This is a genomic window from Janthinobacterium lividum (assembly GCF_011601275.1).
In the GTDB taxonomy this organism is placed as follows: domain Bacteria; phylum Pseudomonadota; class Gammaproteobacteria; order Burkholderiales; family Burkholderiaceae_D; genus Janthinobacterium; species Janthinobacterium lividum_E.
Genome location: NZ_JAAOLY010000027.1, coordinates 1 through 23931 on the forward strand (window position 1 = coordinate 1; position 23931 = coordinate 23931).

Annotated in this window: 19 protein-coding genes and 2 pseudogenes; 6 read left to right on the forward strand and 15 right to left on the reverse strand. The window is 54.4% G+C overall.

Annotated elements, in window-relative coordinates; all coding sequences use genetic code 11:
- Positions 1-325 precede the first annotated feature (325 nt).
- The 6 genes and pseudogenes from GYK42_RS26695 to GYK42_RS29430 all read left to right on the forward strand — a co-directional run.
- Positions 326-2785: a type I restriction-modification system subunit M gene (locus GYK42_RS26695; RefSeq protein WP_166449951.1), complete on the forward strand. Its 2460-nt coding sequence runs from the start codon at positions 326-328 to the stop codon at positions 2783-2785.
- A complete protein-coding gene (locus tag GYK42_RS26700; protein ID WP_166449952.1) occupies positions 2778-3959 on the forward strand; it encodes a restriction endonuclease subunit S in 1182 nt (393 codons plus the stop codon). Before GYK42_RS26695 ends, GYK42_RS26700 begins: the two co-directional genes overlap by 8 nt.
- A 2-nt stretch (positions 3960-3961) precedes the next feature.
- Positions 3962-5623 (forward strand): DNA glycosylase AlkZ-like family protein, encoded by a 1662-nt coding sequence (locus GYK42_RS26705; RefSeq protein ID WP_166449953.1) that lies wholly within the window; start codon positions 3962-3964, stop codon positions 5621-5623.
- Between the two features lie 113 nt (positions 5624-5736).
- Entirely contained in the window at positions 5737-9024 is a 3288-nt protein-coding gene (locus GYK42_RS26710) for a type I restriction endonuclease subunit R (protein ID WP_166449954.1), read from the forward strand.
- Positions 9021-9716: a M48 family metallopeptidase gene (locus GYK42_RS26715; RefSeq protein WP_166449955.1), complete on the forward strand. Its 696-nt coding sequence runs from the start codon at positions 9021-9023 to the stop codon at positions 9714-9716. The genes GYK42_RS26710 and GYK42_RS26715 overlap by 4 nt, the downstream gene beginning before the upstream one ends.
- 123 nt (positions 9717-9839) lie before the next feature.
- Positions 9840-10009, forward strand: a pseudogene (locus GYK42_RS29430) (IS256 family transposase); the annotation flags it as partial.
- 322 nt (positions 10010-10331) lie between these two features.
- On the opposite strand, the gene GYK42_RS26720 reads toward GYK42_RS29430, so the two are convergent.
- The 15 genes and pseudogenes from GYK42_RS26720 to GYK42_RS26785 form a co-directional block, all read right to left on the reverse strand.
- Positions 10332-11855 (reverse strand): type I restriction-modification system subunit M, encoded by a 1524-nt coding sequence (locus GYK42_RS26720; RefSeq protein WP_166449956.1) that lies wholly within the window; start codon positions 11853-11855, stop codon positions 10332-10334.
- 2 nt (positions 11856-11857) lie between these two features.
- Positions 11858-12439, reverse strand: a complete 582-nt coding sequence (locus GYK42_RS26725; RefSeq protein ID WP_166449957.1) for a restriction endonuclease subunit S — start codon at positions 12437-12439, stop codon at positions 11858-11860.
- Positions 12440-12606: 167 nt separating this feature from the next.
- Entirely contained in the window at positions 12607-12795 is a 189-nt protein-coding gene (locus GYK42_RS26730; protein WP_166449958.1) for a hypothetical protein, read from the reverse strand.
- Between the two features lie 214 nt (positions 12796-13009).
- Positions 13010-13137: pseudogene (locus GYK42_RS29435) on the reverse strand (IS5/IS1182 family transposase); the annotation flags it as partial.
- A gap of 407 nt (positions 13138-13544) precedes the next feature.
- Positions 13545-15008, reverse strand: coding sequence for a retron St85 family RNA-directed DNA polymerase (locus tag GYK42_RS26735; RefSeq protein ID WP_166449959.1), 1464 nt, complete (start codon positions 15006-15008; stop codon positions 13545-13547).
- Positions 15008-15562: a hypothetical protein gene (locus GYK42_RS26740; protein WP_166449960.1), complete on the reverse strand. Its 555-nt coding sequence runs from the start codon at positions 15560-15562 to the stop codon at positions 15008-15010. The genes GYK42_RS26735 and GYK42_RS26740 overlap by 1 nt, the downstream gene beginning before the upstream one ends.
- Before the next feature lie 152 nt (positions 15563-15714).
- Positions 15715-16539, reverse strand: coding sequence for a HEPN domain-containing protein (locus tag GYK42_RS26745; RefSeq protein ID WP_166449961.1), 825 nt, complete (start codon positions 16537-16539; stop codon positions 15715-15717).
- 148 nt (positions 16540-16687) lie between these two features.
- Positions 16688-16984, reverse strand: coding sequence for a hypothetical protein (locus tag GYK42_RS26750; protein ID WP_166449962.1), 297 nt, complete (start codon positions 16982-16984; stop codon positions 16688-16690).
- Entirely contained in the window at positions 16981-17418 is a 438-nt protein-coding gene (locus GYK42_RS26755; protein WP_166449963.1) for an HIT family protein, read from the reverse strand. Before GYK42_RS26755 ends, GYK42_RS26750 begins: the two co-directional genes overlap by 4 nt.
- Complete coding sequence (locus GYK42_RS26760) at positions 17415-18266, reverse strand: macro domain-containing protein (protein WP_166449964.1); 852 nt, start codon at positions 18264-18266, stop codon at positions 17415-17417. The genes GYK42_RS26755 and GYK42_RS26760 overlap by 4 nt, the downstream gene beginning before the upstream one ends.
- The gene (locus GYK42_RS26765; RefSeq protein ID WP_166449965.1) at positions 18267-18776 is read right to left on the reverse strand and encodes a TIR domain-containing protein; all 510 of its coding nucleotides are present in this window, start codon (positions 18774-18776) and stop codon (positions 18267-18269) included.
- 182 nt (positions 18777-18958) lie between these two features.
- Entirely contained in the window at positions 18959-19663 is a 705-nt protein-coding gene (locus GYK42_RS26770) for a TIR domain-containing protein (protein ID WP_166449966.1), read from the reverse strand.
- A 904-nt stretch (positions 19664-20567) separates the two neighbouring features.
- Positions 20568-20990: a type II toxin-antitoxin system HicB family antitoxin gene (locus tag GYK42_RS26775; protein ID WP_166449967.1), complete on the reverse strand. Its 423-nt coding sequence runs from the start codon at positions 20988-20990 to the stop codon at positions 20568-20570.
- A gap of 51 nt (positions 20991-21041) precedes the next feature.
- Positions 21042-21224 carry a type II toxin-antitoxin system HicA family toxin gene (locus tag GYK42_RS26780; protein WP_166449968.1) on the reverse strand — a complete coding sequence of 61 codons (183 nt, stop codon included), beginning with the start codon at positions 21222-21224 and terminating at the stop codon, positions 21042-21044.
- Positions 21225-21426: 202 nt separating this feature from the next.
- Positions 21427-23844, reverse strand: a complete 2418-nt coding sequence (locus GYK42_RS26785) for a TonB-dependent siderophore receptor (protein WP_166449969.1) — start codon at positions 23842-23844, stop codon at positions 21427-21429.
- Positions 23845-23931 lie beyond the last annotated feature (87 nt).

Genomic DNA, 23931 nt, shown 5'->3' on the forward strand with positions numbered 1-23931 from the left:
CCTGCTGGAGCCGCTCGGCTATATACCGCCGGCTGAAGCTGAGGCAAACTATTACAAGCAACTGAGCAGTCAAGCCGTCGCGGCCTGACTCACACCAACCGGCCTCCACGAAAGCCGGGGCGATTCAAGGCGATTGCGGCGGGTGGTGTCTTGAGCAAGTGCGTTCACGCGCTGGTGCATAATTGTTGGGCCACGCCAAACAAGGTGGAACCGGAAACATTAATCCGGGGCTGTGAATTTGACAGTTGCCGCTATGTCAACGATACTTTGGCACGCGCAAATGCTATATTATCGGCCCCTCTCTGAATTCCCTTTATTAACCCTCATGCCGATTACATTGCCACAGCTGGAGCGTCATCTATTCAAGGCCGCTGATATCTTGCGCGGAAAGATGGATGCTTCTGAATTTAAAGAATATATCTTCGGGATGCTGTTCTTGAAACGTTGCTCCGACGTATTCGACCAGCGTCGCGAACAGGTTGTTGCGCAGGAAAAGGCGGGGGGCAAGTCAGAGGCTGATGCAGAGGCCAGTGCCGAGCTCAAACGCTGGTACGGTCAGTCCTTCTACGTGCCACCGACTTCGCGCTGGGACTATCTGGTCAACGAGGCCCACGTCGATGTCGGCGGCTTTCTCAACCGCGCGCTCGGAGGCCTGGAAAGTAACAACTCCAGCCTGGCCGAAGTGCTCGAACACATCGACTTTTCCCGCAAGGTCGGGCAGAGCAAGATTCCCGACATCAAGCTGCGCCAGCTGATCAGCCATTTCGACACCTACCGCCTGCGTAATGAGGACTTCGAGTTCCCCGACCTACTGGGTGCGGCCTACGAATATTTGATCGGCGAGTTTGCCGACTCGGCTGGCAAGAAAGGTGGCGAGTTCTACACGCCGCGTTCGGTCGTGCGCATGATGGTGCGACTGGTCAAGCCCGAGCAGCAGCACAGCATCTACGATCCCTGCGTCGGCTCGGGCGGTATGCTGATCATGGCCAAGGAGTATATCGATGAGCACGGCGGCGATGGTCGCCGCGCCGACCTGTGCGGCCAGGAGGCGAACGGTACCGTCTGGTCCATCGCCAAGATGAATATGCTGTTACATGGCATCAGCACTGCCGACTTGCGCAATGAAGACACGCTGGCCGAGCCGCAGCACGTGGAAGGGGGGGAGTTGATGCGATTCGACCGCGTGCTGTCGAATCCGCCCTTCTCGATCAACTGGGGAAGCGCCGATACCGACCGCAATGGCCAGTCCGTCTGGGCGCCCAAGTTCCGCGCCGAACGCTTCCGCTACGGCGAGGTGTCGCTGGGCAGCAAGAAGGCCGACCTGATGTTCCTGCAGCACATGGTGGCCGTCCTGCGCGACGGTGGCCAGCTTGCCACCGTGATGCCGCACGGTGTGCTGTTCCGTGGCGGTGAAGAGCGTGCCATCCGTGGCGCCATGATCGAGGCCGACCTGGTCGAAGCGGTGATTGGCTTGCCCGCCAACCTGTTCTACGGCACCGGTATTCCCGCCTGTGTGCTGGTGATGCGCCAGCGCCAGGGCAATGACAGCGGCAAGGCGGCGGAGCGCCGTGGACAGGTACTGTTCATTAACGCCGACCGCGAGTATTTCGAGGGCCGCGCGCAGAATTACCTGCTGCCCGAACATATCGAAAAAATCGTCAACACTTTTGAAAATTTCAAGGCCGAACCGGGCTTTTCTGCCGTCGTCAGCACGGCCACCTTGCGCGAGAATGACTACAACCTCAACATTCGCCGCTACGCCGACAACGCCCCCGCGCCTGAGCCGCACGACGTGCGCGCCCACTTGCTGGGTGGTGTGCCCAAGGCCGAAGTGGCGGCGAAGATGGACATGCTGGCCGCGCACGGCCTCGATCCGCTGGCGCTGCTGACCGAACGCGACGCTCACTATTTTGACTTTGCGCCGCAACTGTCGACGCGCCAATCCATCAAGCTTGCCGTCGAGACCAACCCGGGCCTGCTGCAGCGCGAACTAGCGGTGCGCGACGCTTTTGACGCATGGTGGCGCGAGCACAGCCCGCGCATTACCGCCATTGCAGGCGCCCCCAGCATCGTGGGCCTGCGCAACGACTTGTTGCACAGCTTCGCCGAAGCGATGGAGCCGGCCGGCGTACTGGGACGCTTCCAGGTGCGCGGCATCGTGGCCGGCTTCTGGGATGATGCCAAGTACGAGTTCATGACCCTGATGGCGCGTGGCGCCAAGGGTGTCGTCGACGCCTGGCGCACCAGCATACTGGCGGCAATGGACGACGAGCAAAGCAAGGACCAGCCGTTTGAGCATAAGCTGGTCAAGTTCTTGATGGCCGACTTCGTCGATGCGCAGGCCGCGCTGGAGGCGCGCAAGGTCGAGTTGGACAGCCAAGTCAAGGCAGCAACGCCAAGCAAAGGCGCGGTTGAAGAGGGCGAAGAAGCCGAGGTTGCTGACGACGAGCCTATTATGGACGAGGCGCAGGTGAAGGCGTGGAAGACGCAACTGGGCGCACTGAAGAAAGAGATCAAGGCTCAGGAGCAGGGCTTTACGGTACGGCTTAATTCGGCTGTCGATGGACTCGATGATGCCAGTGCTGCTGCCCTATTACTGACCATCTTGCGGAATGACATGGTTTCAATCCTAGAGCGCTGCATAACCGCGCATCGGGTGCTGGTTGTTTCCGAGTTTGAAAACTGGTGGGGCAAGTATCGAGTGACGCTGGCCGTATTGGAGCAAGAGCGCAATATCGCCTCGATTACGCTGAGCGCACACCTTCGAGGGCTTGGCTATGTCTGATTTGGGCGATTTACTTTCACTTGAATACGGTGAACCTTTGCCATCTGAAATTCGGACTGGGCATGGATATCCAGTGTTCGGATCCAACGGAGAAGTTGGTCGACATGATAGTTTACTTATTGAAGGCCCTGGTATTATCGTCGGCCGAAAAGGTAGTGCAGGTAAAGTCTGCTGGACGGATGAATCATTCTGGCCGATTGATACGACTTATTGGGTCAAATGCGAATCCGGCGACCAGCGCTGGCTTTATTGGTTACTATCACACTTGCCGCTAAGTCGGCTCGGTTCGTCAACAGGTGTACCTGGATTAAATAGGGATGATGCTTACACATTGCAAGTATTTGAACCACCTGGAAACGAACGGCGCAAAATTGCAATGGTCCTCGATACACTGGAGACCTCGATTCGCCAAACCGAAGCGATCATTGAGAAGCTCAAGCTGGTCAAGCAGGGGCTGCTGCACGACCTGCTGACCCGTGGCATCGACGCCAACGGCGAACTGCGCCCGTCGCAGACCCATGCACCACATCTCTACAAGGACTCGCCGCTGGGATGGATTCCAGTGGAATGGGAGGTGTTACCTCTTTGCGAACTTGGGGATGTCTTGCGTGGCAAGTTTACCCATCGTCCTAGGAATGATCCGGCATTTTATGGGGGAGCATTCCCGTTCATTCAAACTGGCGATGTAGCTCAAGCGGCCGGTGGTTACTTGACTGAATTCTCACAAACGCTGAGTGAGCGTGGAGCAGCGGTAAGTCAAGAGTTCCCGGCCGGCACTATTGCAATTACAATTGCCGCGAACATCGCAGACACTGCGATACTTTCCATACCAATGTATTTCCCTGATAGTGTGGTTGGAATGATTGTTTCCCACGCCATTAATGTTCAGTTTGTCGAGTTATCTATTCGCCGTGCGAAGCCGAAGCTTGACGCGCGAGCGCCCCAAAGTGCACAAAAAAATATTAATTTACAGGATTTGCGTCCTCTATTGATTGCCGTGCCGCACAAGCATGAACAGGATGAGATTGCCTCACGAGCTGAAGCGATTCAGCTGCGTATTCAGGCAGAGGAGAAGTTCGTCGACAAACTTATGAGAGAAAAAACTGGGCTGATGGACGACCTCTTGACTGGCCGCGTGTGCGTTACTCCGCTACTCGAAACGCTAGGCACGTAACCATGATCTCAACCCTGCCACAGCATGAATCCCTCACGGTCGAGTTCAAAAGCGACCGCAAGCGCCTGTCCGACAACGATCTGGTCGAGGCCGTGATTTGCCTGGCCAATGCCGACGGTGGCGAACTGTGGCTGGGTGTGGAAGACGACGGCACGCCAACGGGCCTGCATGCCGAACATACGCAACTGGCCGGACTGGCGGGACTGGTGGCCGCGCGTACATCGCCGTCGCTGGCGGTCGTAGTCACGCCGGTCGCGCTGGGTGATGTGCATGTGGCAAACATCGCCATACCCAAGGCGCATGGCGAAGTGGCGACTACCGGCGGCGTGTATCTGCGCCGGCGCCTGAAGGCCGACGGCCAGCCCGAATGCGTGGCGATGTTGCCGCATGAGCGCGCCAGCCGCGCCACCACCTTCGGCCTGGTGGACGCCTCCGCCCAGGCAGTGTCCGGCGCCAAGCTCAGTGACCTGGACCCGCTGGAACGCGAGCGCCTGCGCCAGAGCGTGCAGCAATATGGCGGTGACCGCGTGCTGCTCGAACTCGATGACGAAGCGCTCGATGGCGCGCTTGGACTGACCGCGCGCCAGAGCGATGGCACGCGCGTGCCCACATTGACAGGCCTGCTGTTGCTGGGCAAGGAGCTGGCGCTGCGCGAACTGGTTGGCACGCATGAATTCGCGTTCCAGGTGCTGGCGCGCGAGGCGGTCGGCTTCAACGAATTTCGCCGCTTCCCCCTGCTCAAGGCGCTGGACTGGCTGGAGACGAATTTCCGCCCTTACAATCCCGAGCGTGAAATACAGGTCGGCCTGTTCCGCGTGCCCGTGCCCAAGGTGGACTTGGGCGCGTTCCGCGAGGCGGTCGCCAACGCGCTGGTGCATCGTGACTATCACCGCATGGGCGCGGTGCATGTGCGGATGGACGACGAAGGGCTGACGATCAGCAACCCGGGTGGCCTGATGGATGGCGTGACGCTGGCGAACTTGTTGACCACCGAACCGCGCCCGCGGAATCGCACGCTGGCCGACGCGATGAAGCGCATCGGCGTGGTCGAGCGTTCGGGGCGTGGCGTCGACAAAATCTATCGTGGCATGTTGCGCTTCGGGCGTCCCGAGCCGGACTACCGGCGCACCGATGCCACCAGCGTCATCCTGCGCCTGGCCACGACGGATGCCGACGAGGCTTTCCTGAAACGCGTGGTCGAAGAAGAGGCGCGGCGCGGCAGCGCATTGCCGATCGACAGCCTGATCGCCTTGGCGGCGCTGCGTGGCCTGAAGCGCCTGACAACTGAGGAACTGGCCATCCACATCCAGCGCGAGCCGGCGCAAGCGAAGCGCACCCTGGAGGCTTTGGTTGAGGCTGGCCTTGCGCAAGCCCATGGCACGACGCGTGGCCGCACCTATACGCTTGCAGCCGGCGTTTATCAGGCCGAAGGGGGCAAGGCGGCTTACACGCGGCAGATGGGTTTTAGCAATCTCCAGCATGAGCAGATGGTGCTGAGCTATGTGCGACAGCATGGATCGGTGCGTCGTAGCGACGTAGCTGACTTGTGTCGCCTGACCTCAATTCAGGCGAGGGACCTATTGAAGCGCCTCAGGCAGTCTGGGCGCCTGCAACAGCATGGCGAGAGGCGGGCGGCATATTACGTTCTGGGTGACGCTGAGTAGCTTGGGTTTATAGACGGTTTAGACGTCTTTGGACGTGGTTTTGGACCTGTTATAGACGTCTTTCAATATTTTTCCCATTGAAATCAACGAACTATAGAACTGAACGGATACTTATGAATTGGGAATTGGACGAAGTCGAACGTCCGTTTGTTGAGCAACTGACCGCGATGGGCTGGGGTTATGTGGCAGGTGACCTGGACCAGCCTGCCAAGACCGGCCGCGCTAGTTTCGCCGAGGTGGTGCAAGAAGCTACGCTGCGCCGTCAGCTCTACGACCTGAATCTGCGCGATGTGGCCGGGGTGGCGCAGCCCTGGCTGGATGACGAACGCCTGTCGCAAGCCGTCGGCGCCATCACGCGCATCCCCACGCACCGCTTGATGGAGGCAAACCGCGTGGCCACCGAGTTGCTGCACGGAGGTATCACGGTCGACGGCATGCCGGATTGGGATGGCGGCCGCGTCCAGACCATTCACTATATCGACTGGACTCACCCTGAACGCAACGAATTTACCGTTGTTAACCAGTACCGGGTGGACTGCCCGCCGGGGTACAACCGGGGCAAGGCGTTTATCGTGCCTGATCTGGTGCTGCTGGTAAACGGCATTCCGCTGGCGGTGATCGAGTGCAAGAGTCCGTCGGTTCCCGAGCCATTGGCCGAGGCAGTGGACCAGTTGCGCCGCTATAGTAATGCGCGCCGGGCCAGCGGCGAAGTCGATGACAATGAGGGCAATGAACCACTGTTCCACACCAATCAGCTGTTGGTGGCGACCAGTTTCGACGAGGCCAGGGTGGCTTGCATAGGCGCAGAATTTCGCCATTATTCGGCCTGGAAGACGGTGGTGCCGATGACCGAGGAAGCCGTGTGCGAGAAGCTGGGTAAGACCCAGCTGTCCGAGCAGGAGCGCCTGGTGGCCGGCCTGTTCGAGCCGCGCACCTTGCTCGACGTGCTGCGCCACTTCATGCTTTTCATGAATATGGATGGCCACACGGTCAAAACCGTCTGCCGCTATCAGCAGTACCGCGCCGTCGTTCGTGCCATTGAGCGTCTGCGCACCGGAAAGACGCGTCTCCAGGATGGCGAGCATGACCGGCGTGGCGGCATCGTCTGGCATACGCAGGGCTCTGGCAAGAGCCTGACCATGGTATTTCTGATCCGCAAGCTGCGCACCGATCCGCAACTACGGCGCTTTAAAGTGGTGGTGGTGACCGACCGTACCGATCTGGAACAGCAGCTTTCCCTGACCGCCGCCTTGACGGGTGAAACGGTGGAACGGGCCACATCGGCAGATAAGTTGAAGGCGATGCTGCGCCGTCGTGGCCCGGGTTTGGTGTTTGGCATGATCCAGAAAGCACGCGGAGGTGATGCTGCCGGTGAGCCTGGTCTTCAGCTGGCAGACTTGCCACGATATGAAGTGCGCCAGTCGGCACCTGCCGAAGTGCTCAACGAAGACGACAGCATCCTGATTCTGGTGGACGAGGCGCATCGCAGCCAGGCCGGCGACTTGCAGGCAGCGCTGCAGACTGGCTTGCCCAACTGTGCGCGCATCGGTTTCACCGGTACGCCAATTCTGATGGGCGACAAGAAGCGCACATATGAAATTTTCGGCGAGTTTATCGACCGTTACACGATCCGCGAAGCCGAGCAGGATGGCGCCATCGTCCCCATACTCTACGAAGGCCGCACGGCCAATGGTGCAGTCAAGGAGGGGGCCAATCTGGACGAATTGTTCGAGGACTTGTTCCGCGAGCATACGCCTGAGGAACTCGAAGCGATCCGCAAGAAGTATGCGACCAAGGGGCAGATTTTCGAGGCGCCCGCGCTCATTGCCGACAAGGCGCGCGACATGCTGCGCCACTACGTGACGTACATTCTGCCTAACGGCTTCAAGGCCCAAGTGGTGGCATACAGCCGGCTCGCCGTGGTGCGCTACGTGGACGCTTTTTTTGTTGCGCGCGATGCGCTGCTGGCCGAAGCCGAGGCCTTGAGCCCGGAAGACAAGGCGATGGACGACGAGATTTTGTGCCGCCGGTCGCCGCTGGTACAGGCGCAGGTTCAGGCGTGGCGCTATCGCGACACCTTGCGCGCGATTGAGTTCGCGCCGATTATTTCCGGTGGCAATAACGACGATCCCGTATGGAAGCAATGGACCGACGGTGTGGCGCAGGAGCAGCGCATCAAGCGCTTCAAAAAGCCACTGTTGCACAAAGACGCGGCGAAGACGGATCCGCTGGCCTTCCTGATCGTCAAGTCGATGCTGCTTACCGGCTTTGATGCGCCGATCGAAGGCGTGATGTACCTGGATCGCCCGATCCGCGAGGCCGAGCTATTGCAGACCATCGCGCGCGTGAACCGCACTGGGTACGATAAGCAGTTCGGCATCGTGGTCGATTATTTTGGCCTGGCCCATCATCTCAAGCAGGCGCTCAATGTGTATGCCGACGAAGACATCGACGGTGCTTTGCAAAGCTTGATGGACGAAATCCCTGTACTGCGTGACCGGCACCTGCGTGTCGTCGACCTGTTTCGTAGCCGGGGCATCGAAAGCCTGAACGATTTCGATACTTGCGTCGAAGTGCTTGCCGACGAACGGCTGCGCGCCGAATTTACGGTCAAGCTCAAGCAGTTTTTGAATACGCTCGACGTAGTGCTACCAAGACCGGAAGGTTTGCCCTTCGCGCCGGATGCGAAACTGTTGGCCTTCATTTATGCCCGCGCCCGCAATCGCTATCGTGATACGCCGGTGCTGGGCAAGGACGTGGGCGCCAAGGTGCGCAAGCTGATCGATGAGCACGTCATATCGTTGGGCGTGGACCCGAAGATAGCGCCCGTTTCGCTGACCGATGCCGACTTTGCCATGAAGGTGGCGCGCGAGCCGAACGATCGCGCCAAGGCGTCAGAAATGGAGCACGCGGTGCGGGCGCACATCCGCGAGCACATGGATCAGGATCCGGTGGCATTCCGCAAGTTGAGCGAACGCCTGAAGGATTTACTCGACAAGCTGGGCGACCATTGGGACCAGTTGGCGCTAGCATTGAAGGGACTGGTTGACGAAATTCGCAGCGGCTACGTGGAGCATGACGACCGCCTGCCTGACCTGCCAGAACAATACGGTCCCTTCCTTCGCTTGCTGGTCGACACGGCCGTCGGCGACGCTGCAATGGCCGATGTCGAGCGCAAGAAGCTGGTGGACCTGAGCGTCGAAGTGGTGGACACCATCACCTCGGAATTGACGCCCAATTTCTGGCGCCCCAACCGCCAGCCGGCGCAGGACGCGCTGAACACGCGCATTTTCGAACTGCTGATGCGCTCACGCTTGTTGCCCACGCCGCAGATCGAAGCGCTGGTCGACAAGCTGATGGAGCTGGCGCGCGCCAACCACGAAAAACTCGTGACGACATGAACATGCTGACTGTCGATGACTTGTGCTTTGAGGTCCGGCGCAGCGCCGTGCGACGGACCTTGGAGATTACTGTTGACCGTAGTGGTGAGCTGATTCTGTCAGCGCCTGCGGAGACTGCAGAGGCCACTTTGCGCGACTTCGTTCAACGCAAGCGTATGTGGGTCTACCAGCAGCTGGCGCGCCAGGAGACCTTGACGCGCGAGGTGCCCAACAAGATGTTCGTCGATGGCGAGGGCTTTCTCTACCTCGGCCGCAATTTTCGTCTGCGCCTGATTGATGAATCGATTGCGCCAGTCAAGTTAGTTGGTGGACGTTTCGTGATGTCCAAGATACTCGCGAGCGAAGGGCGTGAACACATGATTCGCTGGTACTGCGGCAACGCAACGCGCTGGCTATCGGCAAAAGTCGAAGACTACGCCGCGCGGATGGAACTTGCGCCGGCCGGTGTGAAGGTGCAGGACCTTGGCTATCGCTGGGGCTCATGCGGCAAAGGCGGGCTGCTGTACTTCCATTGGAAGACCATTCTGCTGCCAGCGCGAATCGCGGAATATGTTGTCGTCCACGAGATGGCGCACCTGCATGAGCCACATCACACCCCCGATTTCTGGCGACGCGTTGAACGTGCGCTTCCTGATTACGAATTGCGGAAAGACTGGTTGAGTAGGAATGGGGCTTCGGTTGAGGGGTTATAGACTTGGTTAGGCGTAATCAGCCTCCTGAGTTCGGCCAAAAATTGGTACTGATCCCAGGCAATGGAGCCTGTCAGACTTTCTCTATGAAGCGAGGTCATGAAATAATACTGAAAGCGAAATTCCATGACCGATTTAGTGACCACAAAAAAACCAAAGAAGCCGAAGGCAGCATATCCATTGCTGGTTGCATTGATTGATCAGTTGCTGGCCCAAGTCGAATCCAGGATGCCGAGTCAATTTTAGATGAGTCCAGTTTTGCCGGACAATTGAAAAAGATGTTAGCCGAGCGTATGTCGTCTCCTATTGCGTAGGTCTTGCACTTGATGCGCTCGCGCTTTGAAGCTGAAAAAAGCTTTTAGCGACAGATTTTTAGTAACGGTTCCACGTAGACTCATACTTGGCACCATCTTGGGCTTTGGACTCGACGTTTGGCATACACATAGCTTTGTAGTTGTATAGATGCTGTGGATACTGACATTAAGCCGTTCAGTGCCCTCGACTGCCGGATGCCCGCGCCCGAAAAACTGCTTGACCGCTGCGACCTTGAGCTCTTCCGTGTAACGTTTTCCACTCAAGGCAAGACCGAAACCTGTCGCGACCTAGTAAAAAAGTGTGTTAACTATTGAGAGAATTTCCTTCAATTTTTTCAATGTAGCTTGCAATTTCAGTTTCAAGCGACTGCAACTGAGAGGCAATCTGCGCCCGTTCTACACGAATAGCGGGGAGGTTGAAAATCGCTTCTTCATCGTCCATGCTAGGCTCAACATATCGTGCGATGCTAAGATTGTAATTATTCGAACGAATCTCATCAAGGCTTACGCAGCGAGAAAAATTATCCATGTTTTCCCTTGCTCGGTATACATCTACGATTCGAGAAATATGTGCTTTGGATAGTTTGTTTTGAGTCTTTTCGGAATCGAATTCTCGGCTAGCGTCGATAAATAATACTTGTCGTTCGACGCGACCCATCCGGAATATTAGAATTGTAGTCGGGATCGAAGAGTTAATAAAAAGTTTTGCTGGTAGGCCGATAACCGTATCTAATAAATTCTCTTCTAGTAGTTGCTTCCTGATATCTCCTTCGATAGCGCCGCGAAATAAAACTCCATTTGGGACCACTATACCGAGACGACCGGTTTTAGGCTTAAGTGTTGCTAGCATGTGTAATATGAAGGCGAAATCTGACTTCGCCTTTGGTGGAATTCCTCTGGAGAATCGATCAAAAGGATCGTTCTCTGCAGTTTCGCAGGCCCAAGCGGAAGAAAAAGGTGGGTTAGAGACAATTACATCAAAACACATTAATTTTCCACTTGCATCGATAAGTGTCGGATGCTGCAAAGTATTACCGTGATCGATCCGGTGATCGAGCTCATCATGCATCAACATATTCATTTTTGCTAAAGCCCAGGCAGTCCTGTTTGCTTCCTGCCCAAAAAGTTTTCCGTGCGGCCCACTAGTACTGGATTGGTCCCCGCGTGCGCAGCCAAGTAAGAGTGAAGCCGCGCCACAGGCGGGATCGCAAATACTTTCTCTTTTATTAGGGTTTAATAAGCGAGCCAATAGTTGCGTTATACATTGAGGAGTATAAAATTCGCCACCCTTTCGACCTTCAATCGTGGCAAACTCTCCGATCAGTACATCGTACGCATCACCAATTACCGATCTATTTTTGATAATGCTAGGTCGCATGTCGAGCGCATCGGTAGCAAAGGCTTCAAAAAGATGGCGAAGAATTCTATCTCTCTGAACTTCAGTACCAAGAATAGAGCTATCGAATCTAACACCATTAAATAAGTCTTGCAAAATATCGTGATTGGCGTTTTGAATAATATCCAGAGAATGATCAATTCGCGCTCCATTTCCCGGCTGATGTCGTGTTTTATAGAGACTCCAAAAATTTGCACTTGGAGGTAAAATCAGTTTTTTATGTTCGCTAAAATCTTTAATTAAAATTTCTCTTCCAGTATTCCAGGATTTGTCATTGTCTGATAAATCTCTCCACTCATCGGAGAGAAACTTAAAAAACAGCATTGTGAGAACGTATTCTTTGTAACTACTAAAATCGACTAAGCCACGAAGTACCTCACATGCGGAGAGGATGGAGTGACTTATACTTTTTTTATCCAGAATGTTTTCCATGTTTACCCTTTTTCCTTATTGATGAGGTTTTTGCAAACTCCTTCAACTTCAATTTCTTCAAGAGTAAGTAGCCGATTCCGTAATAATCGACTCTCAGCAAGCATTTCTTGTAATTTACATATTTTATGCTGAGTATTTATTGGCGGTACGTAGATTGGAATTTCTAAGAGACTTGGTTTGTTAAGCGCCTTGATATTGCTTCCTGTTAATACGCGTTCAATAGCCGCTTGTGCCGCAGGTTGATTCAAATACCAAGAAAGGTAGCGTCCATGTAGAGCGGTGGTTGGTGTTATGATATTAATTTGACCAATTGGAAATATATTCGTCTCGCTTCCATTGAAATAGCGTGCTGGATAATGATCGCCACGAGATGGTATTAAAATTTCTCCATTTTTAAGGCAATTTCCTAAAAGTTCATTGCCTATGTTTATCCGATGAAGATTTTCAAAATTATACGGCCAGTTTCCAGCGACGTCCTTAATCGTCAACGCACGTACGTTGCCAACCGGATCTTCTTTTGGTGATTGTTCCCTAAAGATTGTGGCTGTTCGAACAGTAGCTACATTTCCTAATTGGTGTAACATAATCTTTACTCCCTTATACAAGGATATTGCTTGATCATGAAATGAATGAACAAGCAATATATTAGAGCGAAACTAAGGAATCAATATTTCCAAATGAGGAAAACTGAGGGTAAGATGAATACTTCCCTAGTACTATGAGCTGAATGCATCATCAATTTATGGAATTATTAGTGCTCGACAAACATCTTGACGATATGAATGAGTTCTTCCAGTTGCGTGGCAATCACAAAGAGAGCACCTCCTACCATACCCCATGATGATTTGTGTCCCATGAGATTTTTCCTTCGACGATATTGTCGGTTCGCATCACGAGAAGCGGTTTTGTCCTGCTTGGCATTCTTGGTGTACAATTTCATCGTTATATCCTTTTTTTGAGATGAGGCGGTAACAGACGACGAGCGCCAACTCGTCGTTTTTTTTGCCCTCCAATAGAGCAGTAGTCGTCTATTCGCGGCAAGATCACATAATGCCTGCTTCTGAGGATTTTGTAAACAAGATTTTTCTACTGCAATCGAGATGCCGGATGTAAGGCGCGTAAATGGCATAGGACAAGTTTGCAGGGAAGCAGTCCAGAAGCGCATGGGCTTGTGTCACGTCAGCGCCGTTGCTAGCAGTGCCGACGAGCGTCTGCGTGAGACCAGACGCGAGTCCACACCAATCTGCGCCTTCATGCCCAAGAACCAGTTATTGCTCTTCTCGACTGGTGCGAAGATCAAATCAGTGCTTCCTTAAAGGGAGTATGAATGGGGGCATCCTCCGATTTGGAATTTGTCGAAATCGCACAGCCATATGGCCTCCGGAGCATGATTCGAATCCCCCTCTCCGCCAAAGATGAAAAAGAAAAAGCTACCCTCGGGTAGCTTTTTTTTCGTCTATGGCGGAGAGAAGCAGGGCGCCTGCGCGCCCTGCGCGGGGGATTCGAAGGGTCGGGCCTACCGGCCCGGCCCTCTCCGAATCCACTGACTGCTGCCGCTGCGCGGCAGCCCCGCGCGCCTGCGGCGCGCGTTCGTGGTTCTAATTAGGCTTGCTGCTGAGCTGGCTTCTACGGCGACCAATGCATCAGTCCGTGTACGGATGGCGGACCTGACCCCGGCACGTGAAAAACCTACGGTGAGGGATTTGTTATTGAAACAAGAATTCTCTTATATTCAGAAATGGCCGCTGTTTCACGAATGTTTTCAAATGACATTAAGTATGCCAAGTGCCCACCTAATTGCTTGGTTCGCGCCTGAAATTCTTCAGGATATTTTGAGGCATGATGAAACATTGCACGCACCTGACGACGATAGCTTCGAGTAGGTTGAACGATTTCATTTACAACTAGACCTGTTACTACTTGCCGTGATGCCCTTCCAGCAATTCTAGTTTTCTTTTCATTAAGTAAGAAATTTAGATCTTTTAGTTTTTCAGTGGCAAATTCAATGGCAGAAAGAATTTTTCCACGGTCAGCACCACTAATTGTTATGTCATCAGCGTACCTAGTATATTGCATCCCGTTTTCCGCCACGTACACACTAATTTCCTCATCAAAGCCAGATAGAAATGCATTGGAGATTAATGGACTTGTTGGCGCCCCTTGGGGTAAGCTCCCTTCAAAAGTTGTCAGGCGGGAAATTATGTTGCTTGCGATTTGACCATATCCATTGGTAATAAGAAAGTCCTTCAACATATCCATCGTAATAGAAGGGAAGTAATCCTTGATATCAAAATTGCCAACATAATTCGATTTTAAGTGAACGACCGCATTATCGTAAATTGATACACCTTCCTTAAAAGAATAACACGCAGAATGAACGGGTAATTTATAAAGGATATGATCCAATATCCAATACTGAACTACTTTCAGCATCGTACGTGGCGCACAAATTCTTCGTACACCGCCAGTCTTTTTCGGGATTTCAAATTCCCTGTAGTGCTTGCGTGCATTGTGTGTGAAGGATGACAGTAGTCTAGCGCTTATACCAATGCCAAGTGCCAAATCAGAAATATTGAAATCAGTTCCATCCGCGCCATTCTTGTGCGCGGCATGGCAAGCTTTAAGGGACGGGAATGAGCCGAATCGAAATCGGGTGCCAGAAGAGCGAACTGTAGAGCCAACGAGAAGTTGCTTTCCGAGAAGCGGCCAATAAGCGGGCTCGCGACGATGAGTGGAGCGAAGAGGAGTGAGCGCGCTTATTGGCCGCTGCTCTTCTTGTGAAACGAGGTCATTTAAACTAGCTGACGAAACATCAGCCAACTCTGATTTCGCTTCTTCTGGCAATCTGATGCTACCATTGCGGAGATCCTTAAGCAAGAACAGTCTAGTTTTGTCGCGCAAATGACGCATTTCTTTTGAAAGGCTATGGTTTCCAGTTGCACTCAAAGAATACAGATTTTCCCGGGCATGTACGCGTTGAATAAGGCCATCTGTTTTCCAGCGTTCGAACAAAAGTGTTAGTTCGTTCAGATCAACCTTCGATTTCCCTTTCAGCAAAGATTGTTCAATGAAATTCGCCACCTCGGCTGGGCTCGCCGGTTGAACAATACCTAGAGATAAAAGAGATGCTTGAGGGTTTAATCGAACAGCCATTATTTGGCAGGCCTTCCACGTCCATCGTAAAAATAAGCAGATCGTCTACGCTCCAACCGCGAAACAATATCTATTATTTCTGCTGTCGCAAAATCTACGTATCGAACCATTCCAAAATCTCCGATTGCTTTAGCGGGGCCTTCACTAAAATAAGACCTATCTTTTTCGTAATCTTTATTTACCAAAAGAACGAAATCTCTATTATTTGTGCCGCCAACCGCTTGTTCATGGGCAAACAGTCCTAGTTCGCAAAATGAGCCAACGCTATCAGCAACCAAAACAATTGCGGCACATTCCTTTTTTATAAACGCTAATTCGTTTAGATGAGCATAACTTTTGGACACGGTTAACCGGACATCCTCGAGGCCATCATCCTCACCAAGCACAACCTCGAAATCTTGGTCTTCTAAAGCTTTTTTTAGGCGTTTACGTAGCTGAGCACCAGGTGTTTCCATCTTCAATGATGGGCCACACAGAAATACGACCATTCGATTGTCCGAAAAAAGTTCGGTAATTGCCTCACCGAAGCGCACAACTGATGGATTATCGATCATGGTAAAGAGATGCCTGCGTGAACTTTTCGGTTTTGAGACTTTTCTGACGGTCGCTCAATCAGTAGTCAATTATGCTGTATTGCCTAGAGACAAACAACCCCTACCTTTTGGCCCCAACACCATGACTATCGGGCAGTCCAGTTACCCCTTTATTATTTCTTTTCCGACTGTTTGGCTGCGGCCTTCGCAGCCTTATTTGCATCCTGTTCTGCCTTGGCCTTCGCAGCTGCTTTCTGCTTCGCGAACTGGCGCACGCCCTCGGCGATGTCCTTCGGGATGTAAACGTACTTGAGCACCTCATCGATGATCTCAGGATGCAAGAAGAACGGTGAGTTGCCTGATTCCCAGCTCGCTTGCATCTTCACGCCCTTGCGTCGTGACGGGCCGAAGAACAGGTTGTTCCAGATCAGTGCTTCGCGCGCTGGGTGATCTATCTTTTCGATGACCTTTTCCAGGATGCCTCCCATGACGCATGTCCCCTTTTTGTCCTTCGCCTTCGCCAGATGGACGCGATCGAGCTCAAGGGCTAGCAAGTTCACCGTCTTTCCGTTCATCTCAACGATGTCGTAGTCCAGCGGCTGGCAGTACCTTCTGAGCTCCCAAACTGCCTGGTCGAATCGAATAATGTCGAATGCCTGTATGTCATATGAAACCTCGTAGTACCGATACTCTGCTCCATAGTCTTCCAATTTCTTGATGAACTGGACAGTATCGACACTGAGCTCGAGTTCGAACTTACCGTGCTGCTTCATTCTCTCAATGCCCGGAAGCACGCTGTGGCCCTTGTGGGCCTTGACTCGATTGAGCACAAGAATGCCTTTGACGTACTTCTCCAGGCAGTGCAGGGCAGACCACAGAAATGGCTGAATCAGCCGTGCTCGGTAAGCCATCCTTGCAGCAATGTAGTCTTTGTCCGCTGTCTCGCGGAAGCTTCTGATCGCGAAGTCGTTGATCAGGATATGCATCGGGTTAGGCATGCTTGTCCTCAGCAATGGTAGGTCTTGATTGCACCGGCGAACATTGAGCACGCCAGAGCCGCCATCCAGCAATATGTCAGCGCAGTCATTGCAAGGAAGCGACATGCAGGCTGCTTGCGCTTGGAAGCAATGTGGATGTGCACTGACGCTAACCAACCTGTTTTTCTTGATTGGCTGGCAATTCCCAGTTCACAAAATGTAATACTTTCACCTGTACAAAGTGAATCAAAAGATGTTGCCTTTTGGTAAAGGCGCTTGGAGCAGTTGTTTCTGGCATTCGGCCGTGGATCGATGCTACATTAGTAGTGATTTCGCTCTGCTTCGGCGGAGGGTGTTCAAGATTGTGAAGCATGTGAGCAAACATGGGACGACGCTGGCAGGAAGTTGCCACTGGCGTTTCAATTGGATTGCCATTTCTGTCATCAACACGATGGCTTGCGATCACGTTCCAAGAAGCCTTCTTGCGATTTCATCCGTTTCAGCGATCGATATTTCTTCCACTGGTCCGAATTCAGTTCCCCCACCCTCCAGGGTGCCAGCCACATGAAAATGAACGTGGCTAATTGCTTGTCCCGCTGGAACTCCGTTGTTCTGCCAAACAGCGATCCCCGGCTTTGAGTATGCACGGTCGATTAACATGGCAGCATTTCGTACCTCGACACCCAATGCGGCAGCCTCGACATTTGTAAGCTCCAGAATAGTTGGCACATGTCGTATCGGTAAAACAAGTAGGTGCGGGTGTCCTCGCTGTTCGCGAGTGACGAATGTGGCCGTGTTTTCGGTACGAGCGAGGATCGTGTACAGACGTTCGCCCCTGAGGTAGGCGCAGAACGCACATCCGTTGTTCTCTGGAAGGTCAATGTTCGATTCGGGAGTCATGATGATCGCATTGATGACAAAAAGGATTGGAGTTCGAGCCGATCAAGCTTCTTATAGTCCTCAGGTCTGACGACGATTCGAAGCTCGTCGCAAACCTTCTCACTGCGCGATGCAAACATGAATGAAAGGATGGTCAGGCGAATAGCATCCTGAGCCGGGAGAACGCTCGACAGGCGCGCTTGCCCCCCACCGATTACCGGCACCGATACCGTTCCACCGTTGCTCCTTTTTGACACTTCGTCCCAAAGCAACAGGAGGCTTGTCCATACCTTGTCCGGCGTCGAATGGGCAGTGTTATGGACATCCATTTCGGCATATGCGAGAAAGAAGATCAGTCTAGCAGCATGCGTTACCGTTGCAACGGCACCAACACCGAATTGCGTCTGCTTTCCTGATTTTGCAATGGTACCTATTGTTGGCTTGCCCGCGAGCGCGTTGGTCAATTGCGTATCAAGCGCTCTTAAATCACCGCCAAACAGCACTTGTAGAGCTTGGCCCTGAAGACTGTTTTGCGAGATGATATTTGGCGTTTCAGTGTCGAAAGTATCGTTGACCCCAATTACGAGGTGCGTAGTTTCCGCTAGTATGTCACCTTTGATGATTGTGATCTTGGTCTGGGGCGCACTATAGTCTTGCGAAATTGGCCTTGGCCAAGACAGTATTAGTCCAACACCAAGTGAAATGGCAATGACCGAGCATAAGACTGGCATGCCTTGGAAAATTGTCACGGATGGGTTGATCACGTTGCTGGTCTGCAGTACCGTCGACAACCCGCCTAAGCAAGCGAATGACATCGTCAAGAAGTGGCGCCAGAAGCGCCACGTCCGCAGGTCTTGAAAGATTTCCATTTACAGTCCGAGGTCGCTATAGACCTTCGTCGGATACTGGTGTGGTCCCTTCTTGTCGCTCGAAGCGAAAGTGACGGCATAGTTGTCGAGCGCGTGCATGATGATCTTCGGCTGATATGAAACTGACACGGTGTAGTAGTCCACGTTCAACAACGGATTGGGGATGTATGCCTTTTCCACGGTCCGATGTTGATCCAGATTGACGATGACAACCGGCAAATTGAATTCAATGATTATTTCGATTTCGTGAGCCAAAAACGACACGCCATCACTGCCCTTTTTCTTCCCGTCTTTGCTTCCCAATAGAACAACTTGCTTCGCATTTTTCAACCGTTCTCGTAAATTCCATTTAATCGTTTCCGGCTTACTTGTATCGCGAGAAATGAAGAGATCGTGCGCGTCGTAGAAGTCAAAATCAATGTGTTGATTCGCCTTCCACGCCTCCATCAATCGGTACTTGCCGATGTCTTCGCTAGCGAAAGCTACGTAAGTTTTGTTTCTATAGCCCATAGATTCCTCGTGTTGTTGATCTGCTGGATGTTACCGACTCCGTCCCGGACTGACTGTTTTCGATTGCGATTAAATGCAATCACACTGCCCTGGATGCTGCCAAACGTCTTCAGACGGTCCTTACACGGCGCTCGAGTGACGACTTAAGCGGTAAGCGAGTACTAATCGCCGCTGATAGCAGACTAAATCTTAGCGACGTCGATCTGATACCCTGCTGCCGTCATTTCCTTTGCTAGCAGCAAGCCCGCTTCCCTTTCGAGATTGTCCTTGAATGGAATGTAAATCAGCCCTTGGATATCGGACGGTCGTTCCATCATTTCTTGTTGATGAAGAAGGATAGCGACCCTTGGCCGTCCGAGCTTCGCCAGCAGCATACCTAGCTCTAGTACAACGTTCTGCCGCGCACGCAACGCCTGTTCATCGGGGTGGCCACGTCGGTGTCCTTCGTCATCGGGCGTAGCCAGCACCACGGCGAACCGCGCGTCCTCGGTGTACTTTTCCAACTTTTCGATAATAGTTTGACCTTCCGAAGGCAACTGATCCAAAATCAGCGGTTCCAAGCCCCAGCGGCGAAGCATGGCATCTAGCCTTGCTCGCGCTTGGTCGTCATGGCCATAGACGACGAATACTTTGCGGTTGGCCGCAGGCTGGGCTGCTACCGCCACGACAGCGCGTGCAGGTGCGGCTGCTGCCTGACCAGGCACCAGACCTAGTAACTGCTTGACCTGATCTATTTCTCTTCCCTGCGGAACGACCTTTCCGCTATCAAAGACACTCACCAAGGAGCCGTTCGTAAAGCGCAATTGGCAACCGTACTGAATTGCGGTCTCGGAATCGACGATAAAACCGTTGGCCGTCATGATTGCTACCACCTGATCCTTCTTCATGTATGCTCTTTATGCCTTAGTCAAGATGTTGGCTAATATACCACTCCTGTTGCGAGTTAAGTGGAGCGGGCACAGAAGGCGCAAGAAGCGAACAAAGGCCTGCAACTGGCACAACGAATGTTGGGGTAGGGGGGAGGGGTCAAACTCGCGCAAATCGGTGACAAAAACCGGCGCTGCGTAAATACTGCTGGCTGACCGGAAATGGGCCGGACACAAGGACTGTGAATTCAAAAAAAAGCCAACCGGTGACGGTTGGCGTTTCGTGAGGTATGTTCTTGGTGGCCCGGGGCGGAATCGAACCACCGACACAAGGATTTTCAATCCTTAGCTCGAATGGATATTTTTTGTTGCATTAATTCATGGTGTAGGTAGGAAACTTTTTGGTAAGGGCATCGTTTGGGGTATTCTTTAATCTAGCATCCGTCGAAATCAGCCATCCATGCGCTTTGCCAGCTATGATTCGAATCCGCGGGGGATTCGAAGGGCCGGGCCTACCGGCCCGGCCCTCTCCGAATCCACTGACTGCTGCCGCTACGCGGCAGCCCCGCGCGCCTGCGGCGCGCGTTTGTGGTTCTAATCAGGTTTGCTGCTGAGCTGGTTTCTACGGCGACCAATGCATCAGTCCGTGTCCAAATGGCGGACCCCGGCACCTTACCATTCATGATTTCTCTTTTGCCTAAATTAGGGCTCAGGAGTCTCTATAATAGTTATGGCGATTCATATCGTACCTACTTAGCAGGACCGGGGTCTGCCATCCGGACATGGGCTGAGTTATTAGGTATGGTAACAGCCAGCTCAGTCGAAAACATGATTAGAGCCACGAACACACGCCTTCGGCTTGCGGAGCTGGTCGATTTGGAGAGGGCAGCGCCTGGCAGATGCTGCGCCTGGCAGGCACCTCCCATCACCGCGCCCCACCACCCTTGGCTTCGGCCTCGATCAACCTGAGCGCCGCACGCGACAGCAGGCCGCTGCGCGTCTCGTGCCGCGCCGCCGCATAGCGGTCGATCTTGCTCAGTACGAAGCGTGGCAGGCTGATGTTGATGCGTTCGGGCTTGCTGTCGAGTTTTTCAAGGTCGAGCTGGACCAGTGCCCAGATGCCACCCGCATGCTCAGGATTTGCCTGCAGGGTTTCAATCTTGCTCTGCGTGATCTCCACGGGCTCGCCCAGCTCCAGCAGCGTTTCGATGTGGCTGGTGATGGCTGCTCTGACGTTATTGAGCGCGTCCTCCACGCTGTCGCCCCACGAGTGGACGCCTTGGATGTCGGGGACGTTCACGCCGTACACGCTAGCGGCATCTTTAAAAATGACAACGGGGATATCCATTGCTGCTCCCTGATTTCCTATTTGTCGAACTTTGCAACACGCGAGACATCCTTACTTCAGCCCGGCGGATCTTAATATGCTGTTCCAGGTGCCGGCAGGCAGATCCTTTTTTGGATGTGGCACCGTTACCAGGCCAGGCTTTTCAGCATGTTTGAAGTGATGGTGGCTGCCTTTGACGCGTACCTCTTGCCAGCCATCGGCTTTCAGCATCTGGATCAATCGACTTGAGTTCATGCTTCACTCCCAAGTACCGCTACCTGTAATCATACACAGAATGTGTATAAGTGTGTATTGATGGCTTGAAGTCACGCAACGTTTGGGCAAATAGTTACGAGACCGGACATAGTGCGGAGCCTGTCAGGAATGATGTGTAAAAGAAGCCATACGACAAAAGTATCCGATGCGCGAGCCGTTCATCGAACGGCCCGCCCCCGAATCAAAACCGGTATTTGAGCGTCGCCGTCACAGCCCGCTCGGCGCCCAGGTAGCATTCGCCGTGGTAGCAGATGGTGTGGTAACGCTTGTTGAGCAGGTTGCTGGCGTTGAGCCTGAGCAGCCAGCGCCCCGTCTCGTATTTCAGCATGCTGGTGAAGAGCGTATAGCCGCCTGCGCGCGACGTGTTGGCCTCATCGTTCTGGCGCGGGCCGACGTAGTTGATGCCGCCGCCGATGCCGAAGCCCTTGGCCAGCGTCTGGTCCAGCCAGAGCGAGGCCATCTGCTGCGGTTCCGTGGCGGGCACCTTGCCGGCCTCGGTGCGGTCGGCGCTTTCCAGCACCCTCAGGTTCATCTTGGTCAGCGACGCCGTCAGATTCAGGTCGCGCGTCAGTTCTGCCTTGGCTTCCAGCTCGATGCCGCGCGAGCGCTGCTTGCCGATCTGGCGGGTATCGCCGCTGATGTTGTCATAGGTGACGACGTTGGTCTTGCGCAAGTTGAACAGGGCGGCGCCAAAGAAGATGCGCGAATTCTCGGGCTGGTATTTCACGCCGGTCTCTACCTGCTTGCCGCGGCTCGGTTTCAATGGATCGTTGTTGTAGTCCATGCCGTTGTTGGGAAGGAAGGATTGCGTGTAACCGGCGTAGGCCGCCCAGCCATCCGCGAACAGATAGTTCAGCCCGGCGCGGCCGCTGAAGACGCTGTCGCTCTGGACGGTGTGGCTGGCGTCGAGCCGGTCGTCCGTGACGCTGCGCGCGTAATCCTGGCGGCCGCCCACGGTCACTATCCAGCGCTCGAACAGCTTGATCTGGTCTTGCGCATACAAGCCGGTCTGTTCAGCCGTCTGGATGTAGTTCGCCCATGGCTTGGTCGGCACGGGGATGGGCTGGTTGTAGACCGGGTTGAGCAGGTCAAGATCCCGCGTCGGGCCGATGAATCGGTTGGCGACGCCCCTAGAGCGATTCCAGTCGATGCCAAACAGCAGGGTTTGGCTGACGTTGCCGCTGTGCAGTTTGCCCAGCAGCTGCGTATCGAGCCCTGTGTGCTGGTGCGTGTCGTCCCAGGTGCGCGCGATGCGCGTATAGGTGTGCTCGTCGGCTTGCAGCTCGTCCACCCAGATCACGCGGCGCTTCACGCGGTTATCCGTGTAGCGGAAATGTTGACGAAGGCTCCAGTCGTCGCTGAAAGCGTGTTCGAAGCGGTAGCCGATGGAATTCTGGTCCTGCCTGATGCGGCTGAACGCGGGGTCGCCCATCTTCACCTGCGTCAGGCTTTTGTCGGCGGCGATCGCGTAGTAGGGATCTTCGCCGGATTCATTGCGCAGTAACTCCGCCTGTAGCGTCAACGAGGTCGCTGCGTTCGGCGACCAGCGCAGCGAGGGCGCCAGCGCGTAGCGTTTGCGGTTGATGCGCTGGCCGGTCGGGTAGCGGTCCTGGTCATCGCTGTCGAGCGCCACGCCCGTCAGGCGATAGCTGAAGTCACTGCCTGGGGCGAACGTGTCGCCCAGGTCGATGCCGACCTGCTTGCGATTGAAGCTGCCGTACTGCAGCTCCACCTCGCGTACCGGCTCGCCGCCTGGCTGCTTGCTGACACGGTTGATGATGCCGCCCGCATCGGCCTGGCCAAACATCACCGAGGCCGGGCCGCGCAGCACTTCCACGCGCTCGAGCAGGTAGGGTTCGGTCATGCGGTAGACGATACCGAAGGGCGTTTGCGACAGGCCGTCGCGGAAGTTGCCGCTGTTGCCGCTGAAGCCGCGCAGGGAGATATATTCCCAGCCGCGATTGTCCGGACCATAGGTATTGACGGAAATGCCGGGCGTCTGGGCAACGATGGCCATCACGTCCTGTGCGCCGCGCGCCTCGATTTCCGTGCGCCCGATGACCGAGACCGATTGCGGGATTTCGCGCATGGGCGTGCCGGTCTTGGTGGCCGTGTCGGCGCCGCGGGCAACATAGCCGAAGACGGGATCGCTGGCCGTGTCTTGCTCGGCCTGTACGGTGATGCCGGGCAGCATCTGCGCTGCGGCCTGGCCGGCGGGCACGATCACCATGGCAGAGCCGTTCCTGGTCGCCGCCAGGCCGCTGCCTGCCAAAGCCGTATCGAGCGCCTGTTGCAAGGTCATCGTGCCCTGGACGGCGGGCGCACCTTTGCCCTCCACCAGCGCGGCGTTCACGGAGATCGCCGTGCCCGCTTGCTGTGCCAGCGCATTGATGGCCTGGCCCAACGGCAGCGCCGGGATGGCGAATGGTCTTTCCACCGCCACCGCGACAGCTGGCGCGGCACCCTGGGCATGGGCGAACATGGGATTGCCGAAGATGGCGCAGGCCGCCAGTAGCGTTGCCGACAGGGCGGACTGGCGCTGCGTCGTGGTGCCGGCGCGCTGCTCGATGGGGGTACCGCGGAGGTGCTGCACAGGCATGGTATGTCCTTTAGGTAAGTGGTCTTGCTGAAGACGCAGAACTCCCTGAATACCGGACAATTATTTTTCAATGCGCGCCAGACCGTT

What these genes read in the sequence shown, in the direction of transcription:
- GYK42_RS26760 (WP_166449964.1), bottom strand. Translation starts at nt 18,266, where the DNA reads ATGGAAATCTTTCAAGACCTGCGGACGTGGCGCTTCTGGCGCCACTTC.
- GYK42_RS26740 (WP_166449960.1), bottom strand. Translation starts at nt 15,562, where the DNA reads ATGATCGATAATCCATCAGTTGTGCGCTTCGGTGAGGCAATTACCGAA.
- GYK42_RS26725 (WP_166449957.1), bottom strand. Translation starts at nt 12,439, where the DNA reads ATGTTACACCAATTAGGAAATGTAGCTACTGTTCGAACAGCCACAATC.
- GYK42_RS26710 (WP_166449954.1), top strand. Translation starts at nt 5,737, where the DNA reads ATGAATTGGGAATTGGACGAAGTCGAACGTCCGTTTGTTGAGCAACTG.
- GYK42_RS26785 (WP_166449969.1), bottom strand. Translation starts at nt 23,844, where the DNA reads ATGCCTGTGCAGCACCTCCGCGGTACCCCCATCGAGCAGCGCGCCGGC.
- GYK42_RS26730 (WP_166449958.1), bottom strand. Translation starts at nt 12,795, where the DNA reads ATGAAATTGTACACCAAGAATGCCAAGCAGGACAAAACCGCTTCTCGT.
- GYK42_RS26755 (WP_166449963.1), bottom strand. Translation starts at nt 17,418, where the DNA reads ATGACTCCCGAATCGAACATTGACCTTCCAGAGAACAACGGATGTGCG.
- GYK42_RS26775 (WP_166449967.1), bottom strand. Translation starts at nt 20,990, where the DNA reads ATGGATATCCCCGTTGTCATTTTTAAAGATGCCGCTAGCGTGTACGGC.
- GYK42_RS26770 (WP_166449966.1), bottom strand. Translation starts at nt 19,663, where the DNA reads ATGAAGAAGGATCAGGTGGTAGCAATCATGACGGCCAACGGTTTTATC.
- GYK42_RS26705 (WP_166449953.1), top strand. Translation starts at nt 3,962, where the DNA reads ATGATCTCAACCCTGCCACAGCATGAATCCCTCACGGTCGAGTTCAAA.
- GYK42_RS26780 (WP_166449968.1), bottom strand. Translation starts at nt 21,224, where the DNA reads ATGAACTCAAGTCGATTGATCCAGATGCTGAAAGCCGATGGCTGGCAA.
- GYK42_RS26695 (WP_166449951.1), top strand. Translation starts at nt 326, where the DNA reads ATGCCGATTACATTGCCACAGCTGGAGCGTCATCTATTCAAGGCCGCT.
- GYK42_RS26745 (WP_166449961.1), bottom strand. Translation starts at nt 16,539, where the DNA reads ATGCCTAACCCGATGCATATCCTGATCAACGACTTCGCGATCAGAAGC.
- GYK42_RS26735 (WP_166449959.1), bottom strand. Translation starts at nt 15,008, where the DNA reads ATGGCTGTTCGATTAAACCCTCAAGCATCTCTTTTATCTCTAGGTATT.
- GYK42_RS26715 (WP_166449955.1), top strand. Translation starts at nt 9,021, where the DNA reads ATGAACATGCTGACTGTCGATGACTTGTGCTTTGAGGTCCGGCGCAGC.
- GYK42_RS26765 (WP_166449965.1), bottom strand. Translation starts at nt 18,776, where the DNA reads ATGGGCTATAGAAACAAAACTTACGTAGCTTTCGCTAGCGAAGACATC.
- GYK42_RS26700 (WP_166449952.1), top strand. Translation starts at nt 2,778, where the DNA reads ATGTCTGATTTGGGCGATTTACTTTCACTTGAATACGGTGAACCTTTG.
- GYK42_RS26720 (WP_166449956.1), bottom strand. Translation starts at nt 11,855, where the DNA reads ATGGAAAACATTCTGGATAAAAAAAGTATAAGTCACTCCATCCTCTCC.